17 protein-coding genes are annotated in these 19,252 nt (G+C 69.2%); 5 read left to right on the top strand and 12 right to left on the bottom strand.

The window, feature by feature from the left end:
* Positions 1-40 precede the first annotated feature (40 nt).
* From QMG73_RS14870 to QMG73_RS14855, 4 genes are all read right to left on the bottom strand, one after another.
* The gene (locus QMG73_RS14870; protein ID WP_309299473.1) at positions 41-1,936 is read right to left on the bottom strand and encodes a S8 family peptidase; all 1,896 of its coding nucleotides are present in this window, start codon (positions 1,934-1,936) and stop codon (positions 41-43) included.
* A 158-nt stretch (positions 1,937-2,094) separates the two neighbouring features.
* On the bottom strand, positions 2,095-2,472 hold the full coding sequence (locus QMG73_RS14865; protein ID WP_281895817.1) for a hypothetical protein: 378 nt from the start codon (positions 2,470-2,472) through the stop codon (positions 2,095-2,097).
* Positions 2,473-2,556: 84 nt separating this feature from the next.
* Positions 2,557-2,784, bottom strand: coding sequence for a DUF397 domain-containing protein (locus QMG73_RS14860; RefSeq protein WP_281895814.1), 228 nt, complete (start codon positions 2,782-2,784; stop codon positions 2,557-2,559).
* Positions 2,748-3,629, bottom strand: coding sequence for a helix-turn-helix domain-containing protein (locus tag QMG73_RS14855; protein ID WP_281895811.1), 882 nt, complete (start codon positions 3,627-3,629; stop codon positions 2,748-2,750). The genes QMG73_RS14860 and QMG73_RS14855 overlap by 37 nt, the downstream gene beginning before the upstream one ends.
* A 638-nt stretch (positions 3,630-4,267) precedes the next feature.
* Here QMG73_RS14855 and QMG73_RS14850 point away from each other — a divergent pair.
* Both QMG73_RS14850 and QMG73_RS14845 read left to right on the top strand, forming a co-directional pair.
* Positions 4,268-4,558, top strand: a complete 291-nt coding sequence (locus QMG73_RS14850; protein ID WP_281895808.1) for a hypothetical protein — start codon at positions 4,268-4,270, stop codon at positions 4,556-4,558.
* Positions 4,559-4,667: 109 nt separating this feature from the next.
* Positions 4,668-5,378 carry a hypothetical protein gene (locus QMG73_RS14845; protein ID WP_281895806.1) on the top strand — a complete coding sequence of 237 codons (711 nt, stop codon included), beginning with the start codon at positions 4,668-4,670 and terminating at the stop codon, positions 5,376-5,378.
* A gap of 7 nt (positions 5,379-5,385) precedes the next feature.
* Here QMG73_RS14845 and QMG73_RS14840 read toward each other — a convergent pair whose 3' ends face one another.
* Positions 5,386-6,381 (bottom strand): PASTA domain-containing protein, encoded by a 996-nt coding sequence (locus QMG73_RS14840; protein WP_281895803.1) that lies wholly within the window; start codon positions 6,379-6,381, stop codon positions 5,386-5,388.
* Positions 6,382-6,619: 238 nt separating this feature from the next.
* On the opposite strand from QMG73_RS14840, the gene QMG73_RS14835 reads away from it, so the two are divergent.
* The gene (locus tag QMG73_RS14835) at positions 6,620-7,861 is read left to right on the top strand and encodes a hypothetical protein (RefSeq protein WP_281895801.1); all 1,242 of its coding nucleotides are present in this window, start codon (positions 6,620-6,622) and stop codon (positions 7,859-7,861) included.
* On the opposite strand, the gene QMG73_RS14830 is transcribed toward QMG73_RS14835, so the two are convergent.
* Entirely contained in the window at positions 7,862-8,491 is a 630-nt protein-coding gene (locus QMG73_RS14830; RefSeq protein ID WP_281895798.1) for a TetR family transcriptional regulator, read from the bottom strand. It lies immediately after the preceding gene.
* A gap of 102 nt (positions 8,492-8,593) precedes the next feature.
* Between QMG73_RS14830 and QMG73_RS14825 the strand changes: the two genes are divergently transcribed.
* Positions 8,594-10,183 carry an MFS transporter gene (locus QMG73_RS14825; RefSeq protein ID WP_281895796.1) on the top strand — a complete coding sequence of 530 codons (1,590 nt, stop codon included), beginning with the start codon at positions 8,594-8,596 and terminating at the stop codon, positions 10,181-10,183.
* A 1-nt stretch (position 10,184) separates the two neighbouring features.
* On the opposite strand, the gene QMG73_RS14820 is transcribed toward QMG73_RS14825, so the two are convergent.
* Positions 10,185-11,663, bottom strand: coding sequence for a glutamate-cysteine ligase family protein (locus QMG73_RS14820; protein WP_281895793.1), 1,479 nt, complete (start codon positions 11,661-11,663; stop codon positions 10,185-10,187).
* 226 nt (positions 11,664-11,889) lie between these two features.
* Positions 11,890-12,465, bottom strand: coding sequence for a YceI family protein (locus tag QMG73_RS14815; protein WP_281895791.1), 576 nt, complete (start codon positions 12,463-12,465; stop codon positions 11,890-11,892).
* A gap of 99 nt (positions 12,466-12,564) precedes the next feature.
* Between QMG73_RS14815 and QMG73_RS14810 the strand changes: the two genes are divergently transcribed.
* Complete coding sequence (locus QMG73_RS14810) at positions 12,565-13,071, top strand: MarR family winged helix-turn-helix transcriptional regulator (RefSeq protein ID WP_281895789.1); 507 nt, start codon at positions 12,565-12,567, stop codon at positions 13,069-13,071.
* 235 nt (positions 13,072-13,306) lie between these two features.
* Here the strand turns inward: QMG73_RS14810 and QMG73_RS14805 are convergent, their stop codons facing one another.
* From QMG73_RS14805 to QMG73_RS14790, 4 genes are all read right to left on the bottom strand, one after another.
* Positions 13,307-15,778: an ATP-binding protein gene (locus QMG73_RS14805; protein ID WP_281895788.1), complete on the bottom strand. Its 2,472-nt coding sequence runs from the start codon at positions 15,776-15,778 to the stop codon at positions 13,307-13,309.
* Between the two features lie 85 nt (positions 15,779-15,863).
* Positions 15,864-17,003, bottom strand: coding sequence for an acyl-CoA dehydrogenase family protein (locus QMG73_RS14800; protein WP_281895786.1), 1,140 nt, complete (start codon positions 17,001-17,003; stop codon positions 15,864-15,866).
* 14 nt (positions 17,004-17,017) lie between these two features.
* Entirely contained in the window at positions 17,018-18,550 is a 1,533-nt protein-coding gene (locus QMG73_RS14795) for an acyl-CoA carboxylase subunit beta (protein WP_281895785.1), read from the bottom strand.
* 138 nt (positions 18,551-18,688) lie between these two features.
* The coding region (locus QMG73_RS14790) for a chaplin (RefSeq protein WP_281895783.1) at positions 18,689-19,252 on the bottom strand (564 nt) is incomplete at its 5' end.

Raw genomic sequence — 19,252 nt, 5'->3', positions numbered from 1 at the left:
GACGAAAAGCGCCAAGGCGCCAAAGTGCTGAGCAGAAGCGCTAGAGCGTCAGCGTCCAGGTGTTGATGTAGCCGGTGTCGTTCGCGACGACATCTTGCACCCTCAGGAGCCAGGTGCCGTTGGCGGCCTCGCCCGACAGGTTCGCCGTGTACGTCGTGTTGATGTTGTCGGCACTGTCGAACAGGCTGCGGTTCTTGAGCCGGTACGCGGTGCCGTCTGGCGCCACCACGTCGATGACCACGTCACCGCGGTACGTGTGCACGATGTTGACGGCCACCGTCGAGCTGGTCGACGGTGCGCGGCCGCAGCCGGCGATGGTGATCGCGCTGGTGACCGCGGCGCCGGCGTCCGGGATGGAGACGTCGGTGCCGTTGCTGCCGGTGCAGCTACCGGTGCTGCCGCCGGTGACGGTCAGGCTGTACGTGGCGGTCCGGGTCGCGGACGCGCCGGTTCCGGTCACCGTGATCGTGTAGGTGCCGGACGGGGTCGACGCCGAGGTGGCGAGCGTCAGGGTCGACGAGCCTCCCGACGTCACGGACGTAGGGCTGAACGTCGCCGTCACGCCCGACGGCAGGCCGCTCGCCGAGAGGGCGACCGACTGTGCCGATCCCGACGTGGTCGCCGTGCTCACGGTCGTGGTGGCCGAGCTGCCCGCCGCGACCGAGCCGGAGGTCGGCGAAGCCGCGATCGAGAAGTCGTTCGCCGGAGGCGTCGTGGTGTTGGGCACGTAGAGGAGCTGGTTGGGGGTACTGGTTCCCGGGTTGGTCACCACGCCCGCCGTCGAGTTGGCCACGAGGTTGTCGCGGACCTGGGCGGGGGTGTACGACGGGTTCGCGGCCAGCGTGAGCGCGGCGGCGCCGACCACGTGAGGCGTGGCCATCGACGTACCGCTGATCGTGTTGGTCGCGGTGTCGTTGCTGTACCAGGCGGACGTGATGTTCACGCCGGGCGCCAGGATGTCGACGCAGTTGCCGAAGTTGGAGAAGCTGGCGGCGGCGTCGTTGTTCTGGGTGGCGCCGACGGTAATGCCCTCGGCGACCCGAGCCGGCGAGTAGTTGCAGGCGTTCTGCCGCTGGCCAAAGGCGTTGCCGTTGCCGGACGCGATGCCGTAGGTGATGCCGCCGGTGGTGATGGAGTTGCGGACCGCCGTGTCCAGCGCGGAGTCGGCGCCGCCACCGAGGCTCATGTTGGCGACGGCGGGCTTGACCGCGTTGGCGGTGACCCAGTCGACGCCGGCAACCACACCGGCGGTGGTGCCCTCACCGGAGCAGTTCAGCACGCGTACCGCGACGAGCTGCACACCCTTCGCGACACCGTACGAGGTGCCACCCACGGTGCCGGCCACGTGCGTGCCGTGGCCCTGGCAGTCGTCGGCGCTGCCACCGTCGACGGCGTCGAAGCCGCTGACGGCGCGACCGCCGAAGTCGCTGTGGCTGAACCGGATACCGGTGTCGATGATGTACGCGTGCACCGAACTGGCGGTGGTCGGGTACGTGTACGAGCTGTTGAGCGGCAGGTTGCGCTGGTCGATGCGGTCCAGACCCCAGGACGGGGGGTTCGTCTGGGTGTCCTGGATCGTCATCTTGTGGTTCTGTTCCACGTACGCGACCGCGGGGTTCGCGGCGATCTGCGCCGCTCGTTTCGCGGTGGCCTTGATCTCGAACCCGCGCACCGCCGAGCGGTACGTGCGAGCGACGGTCCCGTCGTGCTTGGCGGCCAGGTCTTTGGCGGATTTCGCGACGTCGACACCTCGCACCGCGGAGTCCTTGAACACCACGATGTAGCTGTCGGCGACGGCGGTATCACCACCGGCGTTGCGAATCGTGCCTTCCGGTTCCGCGGCGAGCGCGGGCGGTGCGGCCATTGATACGGCCACCGTCACACCGACGGTGGCCATGCCGAGCGTCATGAGGCGACGCTTCAACTGGGGTGTCATATCCCCACTCCTCCCCTCTAACCGGCACCTGCCCGACCGGACGCTTGTGACGCCGGATCGGGCAGTTACGGATGCCGATTGGAGGAGAGGCTATTGGGTTAGATCAACGACCGTTAGATGTTGAAGTCTCTATATCACCGGCGATAGGTAACGCAGCGCTAGCGGTTGCGACCCGAGCCCTGCACGTAGAGAAGCTCGAGGATGGAGCGGGCGGCCTCGAACCAGCGGTCGAGCCAACCGGGCGGCGGCACGCTGCCCTTGGGCGGCAACTCCATCAGCAGCCCGCGCAGTAGCGGGTGGTCGACGAGTGAGCCGGTTTCGTGGTGTTCCAGCCAGCTCGCCGGCGGGTAGACCGGTTCCGACAGGTCGCCGAGCGCTAGTGAGGGCGCCTGTTCGGGTGCGGAGCCGTTACGCGGTAGGGGCTCATGCTCGGGTGGTTCGCTGTCACGGCGGGCCGGCTGGTAGCCCCCTGGATGCGGAAACCGTTCCTGCATGGTGGTCGAGCCGTTGCCGACATCCTCTGGCCCAATATTCATGTCGGGTACAACGAAGGTGCGGCGGCCTGGCGACGGAAGCGGGGCTGGCAGTAACCCGCCAGCCCCGCTTCGCTACGGACCTTGTCAGTCGAGGTCGAACTCACCGTCCTTGGTACCGCCGACGAACGCGTCCCACTCGTCGGCAGTGAAGATTAAGACCGGACCGGTCGGGTTCTTGGAGTCCCGAACCGCGATCGCCTGGTCAATGAAGGCGACTTCGACGCAATTGTCGCAATTTGGTCCGCTTCGCGAACTCTTGCGCCAATTCGCCAGACTCAAGTCCACGCGGAACCCCTTGGTCTCGACTTCCACAACGGCTCCTTTGCCAGCTTTCCGATAACAGCCACGGACTCCTCAGGGCGGAGCGCCGCGGCGCGGATGTGATCAAAAATGAACACGTACTTCCGCAATTCCTCACTCTTCTCCAGGAAGAGGCCGCCCGTGGCGTTTTCCGCATATACGACATCGGGGTCGCCCGCTTCGGGGAAGTCGAGGATCGCGAAGGTCCCGTCCATACCGGCATGTGCGCCGGCCTCAAAGGTCAGGACCTGGAGCGTTACGTTGGGCAACTCGGCGGCTTCGACGAGCCGGCTCAGCTGAGCACGCATGACGGCGTCTCCGCCGACCGGGCGGCTCAACACCGCCTCGTCGAGAACCACCCACAGGTCGATCGGATCGTCCTGAGTCAACAACGACTGTCGATTCAAACGGACACGCACGCGTCGCTCGACTTCGTCAGCCGTGATATCGGGCCTAGCGGCCCGGATCATCGCTTTTGCGTACTCCTCCGTCTGCAACAGGCCAGGAACCACCTGCTGCTCGTACGCCCGGACGGAGTTCGCTGCCTGCTCGAGCCCTACGTAAGCGCCGGTGAGCACCGTGCTGTACGGGTGCCACCAACCCTTCTGTCGCGCCTCCCGAGCAATCTGTACTAGTTCTTCGCTTTCGTCCGTAGATACGCCATATATACCTAACATGTCCCGGACGTCACGCGGAGTAGCGCTCGTATGGCCGGTTTCGATGCGCGAGATCTTCGAAGCGGAGCACTCCAAGCGCTCCGCCACGGTCTCGATGGTCACTCCGGCCGCCTCTCGCCGGCGGCGCAGCTCGGCACCGAGACGGCGGCGGCGGATCGTCGGGCTGCGTCGCTCGGTCACGGTCACCTCCGGAAGGGGCAGGTTGGGAAGGGTCCCACCCCCATCGCGCACCCGTCACGGTAGTGGTGCCGTGATGGAAGGCGGCGACGCGACGAGCCGGTCTACGGTTGCAAATGGCGGGCGGCTCACTCGCGATGGAAACGCAGAAGGGTACCGGCGCGGGGGCGGAACCGCGTTAAGTTTGCGCGTTTCCGGGCCGGACATCAAGCAGCAATTGGGCCCTAAAAACCCAGTGCACACACCCCAAAGTGCAACTTGCATTGATCACGCTGATGGTGCACCCTGTGCGTAGGGCTAGGATCACTCACCGTCTTGGACAAGATCTGTCGACGAGAGGGCCATGCCGATCAAAAACGACATATGACTTTACTGGGAGGCGCCTGTACGGCGGGCCGCCCAATCAGCCCCACGCTGACGGACGGTTCGTCTACGGTTCGCGACCAGTTTCTCGCCGCTGCATGCCTACAAGCTGCGGCGGCGGGTGCTGTAGCGGACCGGAAGTGACGCTGGCCAGGCGGCCTCCACCGGCTCCTGCCAGCCAAGAGAACCACCTGACCGGACTACCCCGGGGGTGGTGCGCAGTTACCTGACAACATGGGTAATTTGGTAGAAAACGGCAGCTTCGGACAGGAGTCGACGTGTTACCCCGCTCCGGTGACATCCTCCATGTGACTCGCGAGGCCAGCGTCCAGTTCGTCGAGCCTCTCCTTTTCCGCGTGATCCGCGTCCACGACTGGCCCACCTACGACGGTTGGGTGTGGCTGGACGGATACGAGCTGAACGCAGGCGGCGACGCCGTCGAGCGGCGCTCGATCTTCGTAAGGATCAGCGGTCTCAGGACGGTCGGCTCGGCGCCGGACATCCGCACCCGCAACTCCCGGCGTCCCGCAGCAGTACGGCAGGTAGGGGTTCCCAGCCGCTACCGGTGACGCTCCCCCGTTCGGCAGCCGGCCACCCGGCCGCCCGCCTAGACTGGTACTCATCCACCCAAGTAGGTCCTAACCCGCCGTGATCCGGACCCCCAAACGGGGGGACGGCATGCTCAACGAGCCGAGCACGCGCGCACATCGCTTCGAGGCGCGCCGAATATCGGTGCGCCTCGCCTTCGTCGGTGCGGCAGCACTGGCGGTTGTCGCCGCGGCCGTCGCGGGCACGCAACCGCTGTCGGTGATCGCCTCACTCAGCTCAGGCGGTGGAGACGGCATCACGGCCGCGGACGGTGGAGGGCCGCAGACTTCGGGCGAGCCGCCAGCTGATTGGCAGGACCACCACCACTGGGACGACCCGTGGTGGCCGTTGCCGCACCCCAACGGCGGAGGACCGGACTCACCGTCGCCATATCCGTGGCCGCCCACGCCCATCGCACCACCACCGAACGGTGCCGAAGCGCCCGCCAGCGGGCTCGGCGCCCCGCCCGGCGGACCTCTGATCCCCGGCGCGACATCTCCGTCACCGATCATGCCGACCCCCAGCGGGGGCCTGGCCGGGCCGGTTCGAGATCCGGTCGCGGCCGGGCCGGGCGAGCCCACGACCGGCCTCGGCGATCCGGTCTACCCCGCCACGCCGACACCGCGACTCGCCACACCGGTGGTCACCCCGATCGCCGCCCCGGTGCGAGCCGCCGCCGAAGAGGAGGACGTGGGTTCGACCACCGGGTACCGCCGCTCCCTGATCCTGTCCGGAGTGGCCGGCCTCGTGCTCGCGGCGACCGGTCTGACCATGATGGGCATGCGCCGCCGACGCTGGTGATCGGTCGCTACGAGGTGGGGGACGGCTCGGCCGCCGAACTGGTCGCCGCCGCGGTCGGCGAAGCGGACGTCGGCGCCGGCTCCGCGATGACCAAGACGATTTGGGTACCTTCCGGCACCGTCATGCCGCCAGCTGGATCGGTGTCGATCACAGTACCTGTGGGACGGTCCGACTGCCGGAACTCCAGCCGGTACGGCAGGCCGGCGGCGTCCAGTTGAGCCTGCGCGTCCGCTTGCGTGAGGCCGACGACATTCGGCACCTCGACGGACACTGGGCCGCTCGTGGTGGTCGCCGGCGCGCTCGTCGGGGCGGGCGTGGTGGGAGCGGCGGCGGTCGTAGGCACCGCCGAGGGCGAGGGCGCTGGCGTCTCGCCACCCGTACCCGAGTCGCTGGCCCGCATGATCAGCCAGATGCCGACCACCAGCACGCCGAGTAGCAACAACGCGATGAAGCCCAGCAGGATGGGCATCCACCAGCGGCGCTCGTCACCGGGCACCGGCTCCCAGTCGGACGGGACCGGCCCCCGGATAGCGGTGGCATCCGGCGGCGGCACCCCCGCCCGCCCCGACCAGCCACCGGCACCAGCCGGAATGGGCGCCGTCTCATCAGCCGCCGCCATCGGCGCCGTCTCATCGGGCGAAACCGCCGCCATCGGCGCCGTTTCGGCGCCGCGCCCCGAGTCGCGCGCCGCCGCCATCGGCGCCGTCTCATCAGAGGCCGGCTCCCGCTCATCACTCCCGCCCGCTGCCGCCGGCATCGCGACAGTCTCGTCGCCCGGCGCACTCGCCTCCGACCCAGCAGCGTCCATCAGCGCCGTCTCATCAGCAGGGGCGGGCTCGTCGGCCGTCGCGGGCTCGTCGGCCGTCGCGGGCTCGTCGGTGGCTGGGCGGGTGGCGGGCTTGTCGTTGCCGCCTGGCGCCTCTGGCTCGTCGACATCGTCTGCGAACGGGTCAAACTGCTGGGTCTCGTCGGCGGAACGGGCCCCGTCGCGGTCGTCGGCCATTGCGCGTCCTCTCGGAGTGCGACTGCTCAGCGCCAACTTATCGGGCGTTTCGCCCGTTCGTGCGCCGGCCACGGGCGCGCCGCCGCACAACCACGCCAGGCAGTGTGCCCACCACACGCCGCACAGGCGCGTGGGACGAGTGCGGTGGTTGTCACTGTCAGGTACTGCCATAACGCTGTCGGGTAAGGGATACGTTGCCGAGTCGCCCCGGTAGCGACCGCCGGTTACGCTGCCCGGCATGGCCGTACGAGGCTGGAAAGGATCGGTCGCGACCGCGATCGGCAGCGCCGCGGGCGCCGCCGCCGCGCAGTTGGGGCTGGGCTATGGGCTCGGCATCATCGCGTGGCTGCCGGCGACCGACGCCGCTGGCGAGGCGGCGTGGGTCGCCAGCCTGGCCTGGGCGACCTGGATCGCGGCGACCTCCACGGTGATCGGTGTGGTCTGCGCCGACCGGTTGAGCGTGCCGGCGCGGACACGGTCCGTTGTGGACACGCCGCTCAGCACCGGCCTGTGGCGGATCGCGCTCGCGGTCGCGGCGGCGGTCGGTGGCTTGGTGACGGTGGCGCTGGTGGCTGTACCAGCGCGTGAGGCATCGCGCGCCGACACGTTCTCGCCGCAGACTATCGCGGCCGGATACGCGGCTGTCGGGGTGATCCTGGGCCTGCTGATCGCCGTGTGGGCGGTCGCCACCAGGGCGGTAGCGGCCAACGTGCTCGCGACCACGAGCTGGCTGTGGCTGCTGGCGATCGTGGCGGTGATCGACGGTGTCGTCACAGGTGATGGGCTCGCCGCGGCGCAGCTCGGCGTGTGGCAGATGACCTCTGACGACAGCACGTACTGGGTGCGCAACATCTACCTGCCGGGTGCCGGCCTGTCGCTCGGTTCGGCGGTGGTGATCGGGGCGCTCGCCGCCTGGCCGGCCGCACGCCGTGGCGACGGGCGCGTCGGGACGGCGGTGTCGGGCGGGATCGGGCCACTGCTCGTGGCCGCGGCGTACATCCTGGCGGCTCCGAAGCTGGTGGGCGTACGCGCCGAGCAGTTGTCCGCGCACCTCATCGCGCCGTACGCGGTGATCGCCGGTCTTGCCGGGTCGGCGCTGATGACCGCGATCTGGCAGCGCGTCCACCGCCAGCCCACCGAGGCCGAGCTGGCCGCCCTGGAATGGCCCGCCAACAACCAGCCCACCAGCGAGCAGCCGGACGACAAGCCGGCCATCAATAAGCAACCGGCTGACACGAAGCCGGAGCCCGCTCTCGTACCCGCGCAGACACCGCGTGTGGAGCTCGCCGACGACGCGTATGCGCCAGCACGCGCGTACGTATCGGATACGGCAACAAAGGAAACAGCGAAGGACAAGGAAGCCGAGCCGGCCCGCGGCCAGGCGGCCGTCAAGGCGCCGATCTGGCCGGAGCAAGCCGGTGCGACCGAGGAGCAGCCGAAGCCAAAGGGAAGGCAGCGCCGCGGCAAGACCGCGCAGTGATCAGGCGGTGGCGGCGGGGTAGTTGATGCCGCCCTGCAGCAGCTCGAACGCGCGGTCGGCCAGCTCGGACACCCGCTTGTCGGGCTCGTGCTCGCGCCACGCCCGGATCGCCACCTGGAGGGCGGTCGCCCCGACGGCGGCCACGAGACCGGGTCGCGGATCGGTGATCGGGTCGACCCCCATGCGCTGCGCCAACCGCCGGGCAAGGGCGTCGTTTTGCTGGCTGCACAGCTCGAGGCTGCGGGCGAGCACGGACGGGCTGTCCTGCACGAGCTGCGCCAGACACGCGAACTTGGACGAGTTCGGACTCATGCCGTCTGCCTCGTAGACGCGCAGGACGATGAGGCAGGCACGCCACAGCGCGGTGAGCACCGGCTCGTCCGCCGGCCGGCGGTCAAGCTCGTCGTAGATGTCGGCCCACTGCTGCGCCATCAGGCTGATCACGACGTCTTCCTTGGACGCGAAGTACCTGAAGAACGTCCGCGACGACACCTCGACCGCATCGGCTATCTCGTCGACGGTGGTCGCCTCGAACCCCTTGTTACCGAAGAGGTCGAGTGCCGCGTCGATGAGCGCCTCGCGGGTGCGCTGCTTCTTACGTTCCCGAAGCCCAGGAGCACCAACGGTCATGTGGGCAGTGTACCGCCATGACTTTATTCCCGTCATGACACTAGTCACAAGGTGACGCAAGTCTGTTGACGACACTTGTCGTTGACTGACAGATTTCACCGCATGACGCAAGCAACGATGGAGCGGCTGGAGCCGCGCGTACGGCAGTCAAGCCGGCTTGGCCACGGCCACCCGTGGCTGACGCTGCTCGCCGTGGCACTGGGCGTGATGGTCGTCGGCCTCGACGCGACCGTCGTGGCCATCGCCAACCCGGCCATCGCCCGCGACCTGGGCGCCACCTTCGCCCAGCTGCAGTGGGTCACCAACGGATACCTGCTGGCGCTGGCCGTATCCCTGATCGTCGCCGGGCGGCTCGCCGACCGCTTCGGCCGCAAGACCGTGTTCCTCATCGGCGTGGCCGGCTTCGCGGTCGCGTCGGTGGCCGTCGGCTTCTCCAGCTCGATCGAGATGGTGATCTTCTGGCGGGTGATGCAGGGCTTCGCCGGTGCGCTGCTCCAGCCGGCCAGCCTCGCGATCCTGCGCAACGCCTTCCCTGCCGAGAAGCTCAACATGGCGATCGGCATCTGGGCCGGCACCTCTGGCCTGGCGATCGCCAGCGGGCCCATCGTCGCCGGCCTCCTGGTCGAGAACGCGAGCTGGGAGTGGGTGTTCTTCCTCAACGCTCCCGTCGCGGCGATCGCGATCGCCATCGGCCTCTGGGTGGTGCGGCAGTCCCGCGATCCGGAGGCGACCGGTTCGTTCGACCTGCCCGGTGTCGCGCTGCTCTCCGCGGCCCTGTTCAGCCTGGTCTGGGCCCTGATCAAGGCGCAGGAGCACGGCTTCGGCGACCCGCTGCCGCTGGGATTCTTCGGGGCGGCCGCCGTGCTCGGCATCGGTTTCCTCGTACGGGAGCAGCGCGCCAAGCACCCGCTGATGCCGCTCGGCCTCTTCCGCGACCGGTCTTTCTCGGCCGGCACGGTGCTCGCGATGCTGGGCTTCTTCGCGCTCTTCGGCGCGTTCTTCTTCCTGACCCTGTACCTGCAGCAGGTGCACGGCATGAGCCCGGTCGACGCGGGTGTGCGGCTGCTGCCGATGACGGCGACGTTCATCGTGGCGTCGCCGATCGCCGGCGCGCTGACCGCGCGCTACGGGCCGCGCCCACCGCTCGTCGGGGGCATGCTGCTCACGGCGGTCGCGCTCTTCGCGCTATCTCGGATCTCGGTACAGGCCGACTACCTCTCCCTTTGGCCATGGTTCATCGTGATCGGCATGGGCTTCGGCCTGGTACTGGTCGGCAGCACCGAAGCGATCGTCGGCAACGCCCCGGCACACCAGGCCGGCCTGGCGGGCGGCATCCAGCAGACCGCCGCCCAGCTCGGTGGCGTACTGGGCACCACCGTCTTCGGCACCGTCCTGGCGACCCGCGTCGGCGACGTACTGCTGGAGAAGCTGACCGGTGCCGGCGTACCGGCCGACGTGGCGCCCGGGCTGGCGGCGGCCGAGGAGTACGTCGCGCAGGGCGTGGCGCCGGTGCCACCCGGTGCGCCCCAGCCGCTGGCCGATGCCATCACGACCGGGAGCCACCTGGCCTTCATGTCCGGGTTCCAGACGGCTCTGGTGGTCGGTTCGGTGATCGCCCTCGGTGCCGCGCTGGTGTCGCTGCTGGTACGCCGCGGCAACACCACTCCCGGCACCGTCCACGCCGGGATCTAGGTCACTCGACGGGCCAGGTGTGTACGGGTTCGTTGGTGCGCTGGAGTCGGGTGTACCGCTGGAGCATGTCGTGCAGCGCGGCGCTCCGGTCGAGCCCGCGCCTGCGCTCGGCGGCCCACACCGCCTCGGTCTGCCAGACGGCGCCGTTCCGCCCGGTCCTGCACCGCTGCTCGATGACACCGAGCAGCTGGTCTCGCAGGACCGGGCTGACGCCGAAGCGGTCCAGTCCCGCGTACGCCTTGGGCAGCAGCGACTCGAGTACCAGATCGGTGACCCGGATCTCGCCGACGCGCGGCCAGTGGATGGTCGCCTCGATGCCCCGCCGGGCGGCGGCGTGGAAGTTCTCCTCGGCGACGCTGAACGTGAGTTGCGACCAGATCGGGCGGTCGGCCTCGGACAGCTCGCGGGTCAGTCCAAAGTAGAACGCGGCGTTGGCGAGCATGTCGATGACCGTGGGACCGGCTGGCAGTACCCGGTTTTCGACGCGCAGGTGCGGTCGGCCGTTCATGATGTCGTACACGGGCCGGTTCCACCGGTACACGGTGCCGTTGTGCAGGCGCAGCTCGCCCAGGTGCGGCACGCCGCCGTTGTGCAGTACCTCGACCGGGTCCTCGTCGTCGCAGATGGGCAGCAGCGGCGAGAAGTACCGCACGTTCTCCTCGAAGAGGTCGAAGATCGAGGTGATCCACCGCTCGCCGAACCACACTCGTGGGCGTACACCTTGGGCCTTCAGCTCTTCCGGCCTCGTGTCGGTGGACTGCTCGAAGAGGGCGATGCGCGTCTCCGACCAGAGCTGGCGCCCGTAGAGGTACGGCGAGTTGGCGCCCAGCGCGACCTGGACCGACGCGATGGCCTGGGAGGCGTTCCAGTAGCTGGCGAAGTTTTCCGGGGAGACCTGCATGTGAAACTGCACGCTGGTGCAGGCGGCCTCGGGGGCGATGGAGTCGGTGGCGGTCTGTAGCCGCTCGACGCCGCTGATGTCGAGCTCGATGTCTTCGCCGCGGGCCATGACGATCTGGTCGTTGAGCACCCGGTACCGCTCGTTGGTCGACAGGTTCTCCAGCACAAGGTGGCGCGCGGTCAGCGTGGGCAGGATGCCGATGAGTACGATCGTGGCGTCGGCCTTCACCGCGCGGTGCTCCGCGCGACCGAGGCTGGCCTGCAGGTCGGCTTCGTAGTCGGAGAACCCGTCGCCCTCGATGAGGCGGGGCCGGGCGTTGAGTTCGAGATTGAACTGGCCCAGCTCGGTCTGGAAGGTGGGATCGGCGAGGTTGGCGAGGATCTCCGCGTTGCGCATGGCCGGCTCGGCGTCCGCGTCGATCAGGTTCAGCTCGATCTCCAGGCCGGTGGTCGGGCGTTCGGCGTCGAACCCGAAGTCGTCGAGCATCAGTGCGAAGACGTCGAGGCACCGGCGCACCTTCTGCCGGTACCGGGCACGGTCCTCCCGCGAGAACGCACCCGTCGAGACGTCTTTCCCCATGTGTCCTCCCGGCGCGCACGGCCTTACAGCGCCATCCTCGGACAACCTGCCGAGGTCAGCGCGATGGAACTTTCACGTTAGGAGCACTGCCTCTCCTCGGCTAGGGACAAAACAGACAGATATCACCGCTTGTAAGCGTCGTGATGCTCTAAGTCCAACTTCTCACGCTCAACGGATGGCGCCCCGGCAACCGTGAAATCGGTCACCGGGGCGCGGGAAAAGAGACTTACTGGCGGATGCCTTCGCCCTCGATCTCAATCTTGATCTTCTTGCCGACCAGCACGCCGCCGGTCTCCAGGGCGACGTTCCAGGTCAGGCCGAAGTCTTCGCGGTCGATCTCGGTGCTGGCGGTGAAACCGAAGATGTCGGTGCCGAAGGGGCTGCGGCCGACGCCCTCGAACTCGACCTCCAGCTCGACCGGCCGGGTCACGTCCTTGATCGTCAGCTCGCCCGCGAGCACGAAGTTGTTGCCGCTGTGCGACTTCACGCCGGTGCTGCGGAACGCCAGGGTCGGGTACTTCTCCGCGTCGAGGAAGTCGCCGCTGACCAGGTGGCCGTCGCGGTCAGCCGCGCCGGTGCTGATGCTCCCCGCCTGGATCGTGGCGGTGACCGAGGACTCCAGCGGGTTCTCGGCAACCGTGATGGTGGCTTGGGCATCGACGAATTCGCCGCGTACCTTACTGACCATCATGTGGCGAGCGATGAAGCCGACGCGCTTGTGCGCCTGGTCGAGTTCGTACGTGCCGGGCGCGGGGATGGTCAGGCCCTCGAACTCTCGCGTCACGGCGGTCGTGTCCGTCATCGGAATCCTCCAGATAAATTACTTGACGGTTCTACATCTGCCGTAGCAACTATACGCACGGCAATATTCCCCGTGTCAAGGGATGCTAACCTGTGTCTCATGGGTGAGCACTTCCAAGACGAGCGCCTCACCGCCGTCGGTCTGCTGTATGAGGCGTTCGCGGGGCTGAACTCCCGGTTCGCCGCTCAGTTCTGCGCACACGGGCTCTCCACGGTCGAGTTCGAGGTGCTGACCAGGCTCGCCAGGTCACCCGGGCACCAGCTCCGGATGACCGACCTGGCCGCACAGACATCGCTGTCCACGAGTGGTGTGACGCGCGTCGTAGACCGGATGGAGCGCGACGGCTTGATCGGCCGCCGGGCCTGCCCGGCCGACCGCCGCAGCTCGTACGCGGTGATCACACAAGCTGGGCTGAGCCGGCTCGACGAGATCCTGCCGGGGCACCTGGAGCTGATCGAGCAGTGGTTCACCGGGCAACTGGAGCCCGCTCAGCTATCGGCCTTCCTCGACGCGCTGCGCACGATCCGCGACGCCGTGCACCCGTGCGCCACCGCCGGAAGCACGGCTTCGGGCCATGCTCCAGAGCACGCTGTGGTCGAGGCATAACGGACTGGAATGCCGCTGCCGGACAACCGGCAGGAAGACCGGCAGAAGTACATTCACTACACCTGCAAAACACCCCGTAAGCCGACATTTCGGTTGGCAGAGGTGGCTAGCGTTCGGGTCCGGGAGGGCGCCACGGGGAATGCGGCGCGGGCGGATATAGAGGGGGTGCCCTGTCGGGGGGCGTTTCCGCCCGCGCCGCTGCGGCCCCTCCCGCTCGCTGCTTCCCGCCCCCTGGTTACTTGTCGACCAGCGCGCGCTCGCGGGGCAGCAGCGTGATGCCGCCCTCCTTGCAGATCGACGACAGCCAGTCCCGGGCCGCCATTTTCGCGTCCGGCTCGTCGGTGCTCGCCACCAGCCCTACCAGCGCCTCGGCGACGTCACGCAGATCACGGTCGCCGGCGTACGCGCGGGCCGCCACGGTGAACCACTCCGCCGCCAGCCGCCGGTCTCCTCGCTGGAGCGCCAGCATCGCCTCCACCGCGGCGACCTCGCCGCTCTCCCCCGTACGGGAGCCGGACGCGGTCTCCGGCGCGGCCACGAGTCCCCGGATCTCCGCCAGCACAGCGGTCGCCTCGTCGAGGCGGCCGGACTGCGCCAGCGCCAGCCCGATCGTGCCAAGGGCGCGGCGGCGCTGGCCGGGGTCACCGATCTTGGACAGCGCGGTCACCGCTCGCCGGGCGAGGGCTTCGGCTTCCGCGTACCGCGCGTCGAGGCGCGCCACCTCGGCGAGGTTCGACCAGGCGAGGGCGCGCAGGCGGGGCTCGCCGCACTCGGCGGCCAGCCGGTCGACCGCTGCCAGCCGGCGCCGGGCGGCACCCAGGTCGCCGACCCGGATCTCGTGCCAGGTGAGGTTGTTCTGTGCCACCGCCATGTCGCGTACCCGGCCGGCTTTTGTCGCCAGTGCCAGCGCGGCCTCACCGTGCCGGCGCGCCTCGTCGTAGCCGCCGTTCGCCATCCAGAGCGCGCACAGCAGGCTCCGCCCCGCCAGCTCGCCGGTCAGGTGGCCGGCACGCTGGAACTCCGCCAGCGCCGCCTCCACGGCCGGCAGCTCGTCCTGGCCGGCACCGTGCTCGATCGCGAGCTGCGCCAGCCCCACGCCGGCCCACGCCCGCACGACGGGGTCGGCGTCGGCGGTACGCGGGTCGTCGAGCAGCCGGCGCAGCCACTGTCTACCCGGGACGTCCCGCCCCCGGAAGCGCCACCAGCGCGGCAGGCTCGCCGCCAACTGGAGTGCGGTGTGCGGGTCGTCGTTGGCCGAGTACGCCAGCGCGGCCCACAGGTCACTCGCGACGTCGTCGAGCCGGGAGACCGCCACCGAGAACTTCGCGCCGGCCAGCTCGGGAGCCGTCCGGGCGGCCAGACGGGCGAAGACGGCCGCGTGCCGGCGGCGGACCCGGCCCAGCTCGCCGTTGGCGGCCGCGCGCTCGGTGGCGAAGTCGCGCACCACGTCGAGCAGGCGGAACCGGAACGGCCCCGAACCGCGCACGCTCACCAGGCCAAGGGCGATCAGCCGGTCCAGCAAGGGAACCGGGTCACCAGCGAGACTGCCGGCGTCGTCGGCCAGTACAGCCTCGGCCAACTCGACCGACCACCGGTTGCGAAACGCGGACAGTCGCCGGACGGCCCGCCGCTCCTCGGCTTCGAGGACCCGGTAGCTCGCGGCGACCGCGTCGCGCAGGCTGACCGTCACGGCTTCCTTCGCGGTCCGCTGTGCGGGGCCCGCCAGGTCCAGCACGCGGTCGCCGTATCGGTTGAGGATCTCGTTCAGGTCGAGCACCCGGCCTCGCGCGGCAGCGAGCTCCAGGGCCAGCGGCAGGCCACCGAGCCGGCGTACCAGGCCGACCAGCGCGCCCACCTCGGCCGGTTCGAGCGGCTCCCGCCGCACCTGCCGCAGCCGTGCCAGGAAAAGGGCGGCCGCTGGGTACCGCGCGACCGTCTCCAGGTCGGCGCCCACGTCCGCCGGCGGTACCTCCAGCGGCGCCACCGGCCAGACCCGCTCGCCGGGCAGCCCGATGGGGTGCCGGCCGGTCGCCAGCACCCGCAGCGTGGGCGCGCTCGCGCCGAGCCAGTTGAGCGCCTCGGCCACCGCACCCGGTGCCCGTTCGATCGCGTCGACCACCAGCAGCGCGGGGCCAGCGGCGAGCCGGGCGGCCAGGTCGGCAGCTCTGCCCACCCCGAAGACCGAGGCGATCGCGGTCAGCACGTCGCCGGGCGTCGACACCTCGGACACCAGGATGCCGGCGACGCCACCGGGGTGCTGCTCGGTGACCTGATGCGCGACGGTGAGCGCGAGGCCAGTCTTGCCAACGCCGGCGAGGCCCACCAGGCTCACCGTCTGGCGTTCGATACCGGTGAGCAGCGCCGCCACCTCGGACGCGTCCAGGTCGCGGCCGATGAGTTCGCCCGTCTGCGGCAAGCCGATCGCCGCCGGCATGGCTGGCACGGTGGGCGTCTCGGTGCCCTGCCCGCGCGCCGCGTCCAGAAAGCCGGACCGCTCCTTGCCGGTGAGGCCGAGAGCGGTCGCGATCAGGTCGAGGGTGGTGCGCTGGGGTCGGGACCGGCCGCGCTCCAGGTCACGTACCGTCCGCACACCGACCCCGGCCCGCCCGGCGAGCTCGGCCTGGGTGAGGCCAGCGGCTCGACGCTTGGCCCGCAGCGCCGCGGAAAACGCGGTGCTGCCCTGGTCAGGCGCATGATCCGGGGTCATGGCCGGAAGACTACGGGTCAGTACTGACCTTGAGGAGCGGTGCGTCGCCTCAACGACGGGAGGGCCTTCGGATACCCGACAGATCTCACAGCCCGAGGTCACGCGCGATGATCATGCGCTGTACCTCGGAGGTGCCTTCGCCGATCTCCAGGACCTTGGAGTCCCGCCAGAACCGGGCCACTGGGAACTCGTTCATGAACCCGTATCCGCCGTGCACCTGGGTCGCCTCGCGCGCGTTCGTCACCGCGCTCTCGCTGGCGTACAGCTTGGCGATGGCGGCCTGCCGCTTGAAGTCCTGGCCGGCGAGCATCCGTTCGGCCGCGTCGTAGTACGCGAGCCGTGCGGTGTGTGCCCGCGTTTCCATGTCGGCGATCTTGAACTGGATCGCCTGGAAATCACCGATCGCCTTGCCGAAGGCGTGCCGCTCCTTGGCGTACTTGACGGACTCGTCGACGCAGCCCTGAGCGAGCCCCACCGCGAGGGCGGCGATCGCGATCCGCCCCTCGTCCAGGATCCGCAGGAACTGTGCGAACCCCCGACCGCGCTCCCCCAGCAGGTTCGCGGCCGGCACCCGGCAGTCTTCGAACGTCAGCTCATGGGTGTCGGACGCGCACCAACCGACCTTCGAGTACCCCGGCTGCACCGTGAAGCCCGGCGTCCCCGACGGCACGATGATCGTCGACAGCTCCTTGGAGCCGTCCGGGGCGACACCGGTCACGGCCGTCACCGTGACGAGCGCGGTGATGTCGGTGCCCGAGTTCGTGATGAACGCCTTGGAGCCGTTGATGACCCACTCGTCGCCGTCGAGGACCGCCCTTGTCTGCGTGCCGCCCGCGTCGGACCCGAAACCGGGCTCGGTCAGGCCGAACGCGGCCAGCGCCTCGCCGCTGGTGAGCTTCGGCAGCCAGTGCGCCTTCTGCTCGTCGGTGCCGAACCGGTAGATCGGCATCGCGCCCAGCGAGATCGCCGCCTCCAGCGTGATGGCGACCGACGAGTCGACCCTCGCCAGCTCCTCCAGCGTCAGGCAGAGCGCGAAGTAGTCGCCGCCCATCCCGCCGTGCTCCTCGGGGAACGGCAGGCCGAACAGGCCCATCTTGCCCATCTGCCGCACCACGTCGTACGGGAACGTGTGGTGCTCGTAGTGCTCGGCGATGACCGGCGCGACCACCTCGCGGGCGAAGTCTCGCACGCTCTGTCGCAGCGCCTCGTGCTCCTCGTTGAGCATGGTCCGCCCCTTCCCTAGACAGGTGTGACGCCGTGCCGGCGCCGGGAGAAGTGCCGCTCCTTGCCGCGGGCGGCGACGAAGCGCCGGATCAGCTCGTCGCGCAGCTCACCGGGCTCGACGATGGTGTCGACGACGAGTTCGCTGGCGAGCCGCACGATGTCGATGTCGCGCTCGTACTCCTCGCGCTTCGCCGCGACGAACGCGGCGCGCTCCAACTCGTCTTCGATCGCGGCGATCTTGTTGGCGTAGACGGCGTTGACGGCCGCCTCCGCGCCCATGACCGCGATCTTCGCGGTGGGCAGGGCGATCGTCGCGTCGGGCTCGAAACCCGGGCCAGCCATCGCGTACAGGCCAGCGCCATACGCCTTGCGCACGACGACACAGATCTTGGGTACCGTCGCCTCGGCGATCGCTGTGATCATCTTCGCGCCGTGGCGGATGATGCCCTCCTTCTCCACGGCCGTGCCGACCATGAACCCCGGCACGTCGGCGAGGAACAGCAGCGGCACGTTGAACGCGTCGCAGAGCTGCACGAAGCGGGTCGCCTTGTCGGCGGAGTCGACGAAGAGCACGCCGCCCTTGAACATCGAGTTGTTGGCCACCACGCCAACGACCTCGCCGTTCAGGCGGCCGAATCCGATCGTCAGCTCGCGCGCCCACAGCGCCTGGATCTCGAAGAAGCTGCCCTCGTCGAGGATCCCGCGGGTGTACCGGCGCATGTCGAACGCCTGACGCTCGCTGGCCGGTACGAGCGCGGCGAGGTCGATGTTGGCTGGTGCGGCCTTCACCGGGGCGGCCGGTGGCGGCTGGGTCCAGTTGTCCGGCAGGTACGACAGGTATCGCTTGACGGTGTCGAGCGCTTCCGCCTCCGTCTTGCAGAGGAAGTGCCCGACGCCCGACTCTTTACAGTGGACGGACGCGCCGCCCATCTCCTCCAGCGTGGTCTTCTCGCCGGTGACCATCTGCACCATGCGGTCGGAGCCCAGATACATGCTGGCGTTGCCGTCGACCATCGCCACCACGTCACAGAACGCCGGGATGTACGCCCCGCCAGCGGCCGACGGGCCGAAGAGCGCGCAGACCTGCGGTATCGAGCCGGACGCGCGCACCTGGTTCCAGAAGATCTTCCCGGCGCCGCGCCGCCCCGGAAACAGGTCGACCTGGTCGGTGATGCGCGCACCGGCCGAGTCCACGAGATACACCATCGGGACGCTGGTGGTGTAGGCCCGCTCGATGATCCGGATGATCTTTTCGACCGTGCGGGCGCCCCAGGAACCGGCCTTGACGGTGGAGTCGTTGGCCATCAGGCACACCTGCCGGCCGCCGATCGTCGCGACGCCGGTCACCACGCCGTCGGCGGGAAGCCCGTCGGCCAGGGCGTTGGCGTAGAGCCCGTCTTCGACGAAGGATCCCTCGTCGACCAGCAGCGCGATACGCTCGCGGGCGAAGAGCTTGCCCTTGGCCGCGTTGGCCGCGTGGTACTTCTCCGCGCCACCCGCGAGGGCCCGCTTGCGCAGCCGCTCGAGCGCCTCGTCGTCAACCGCCACCCCAACCCCCTCCCGATGCACCTGAACGATCGTTAGGGTACCACTCTTGTACATAGGCGAGGGCCCCCGCTGGTGGCGGGGGCCCTCGGTGTTACAGGTACGGGAAGGAAATCACAGCTCCGTCAGGAGCCGCTGGGCTCAGGCGGTGGGAACCTGGCTCAGCAGCGCCATCGGGTCGACCCCGCCGACGTTCACCTTGCTGGTCTTGACGCCGCTGCCCAGGTCACCCGCGACCGGCACGCTCGAGGCGCCGCTCAGGGGCAGGCTGCTCAGGCCACCGGTCAGGTCGCCGACCAGGGGCAGGGACTCCTCGGAGGCCCCGTCCTTCTTGTTCTTCTTGTAGTGGTGGTGGTTGCCGTTCTTGTCGTCGTCGTTGACGTCCCACGCGGCACCGTTCACGCAGGCACCGCTGACGCCGATGCCGGCGCCCAGGACGCCCACGCCGTTGCCGCAGACGTTGATCGGCACCTGGATCGGCACGGCGATCTGGTTGCCGTTCAGCACACCGTCGTTGTCACCGGAGACCTGCGCCAGCCCCTCGGTGCGCTTCGACTCCTCGACGTCGTGCGCGGCACCGTTGAAGCAGGCCCCGCTGATGCCCGCGCCAACGCCGAGCACGCCAACGCCGTTGCCGCAGATGTTGATCGGCACCTGGATCGGCACGTAGATCTGGTTGCCGTTCAGCACACCGTCGTTGTCGCC

Source organism: Phytohabitans aurantiacus, from assembly GCF_027923225.1.
GTDB classification, from domain to species: domain Bacteria; phylum Actinomycetota; class Actinomycetes; order Mycobacteriales; family Micromonosporaceae; genus Phytohabitans; species Phytohabitans aurantiacus.
Note: the sequence above shows the minus strand (reverse complement) of the source record. Positions and strands in the feature narration are given on the sequence as shown.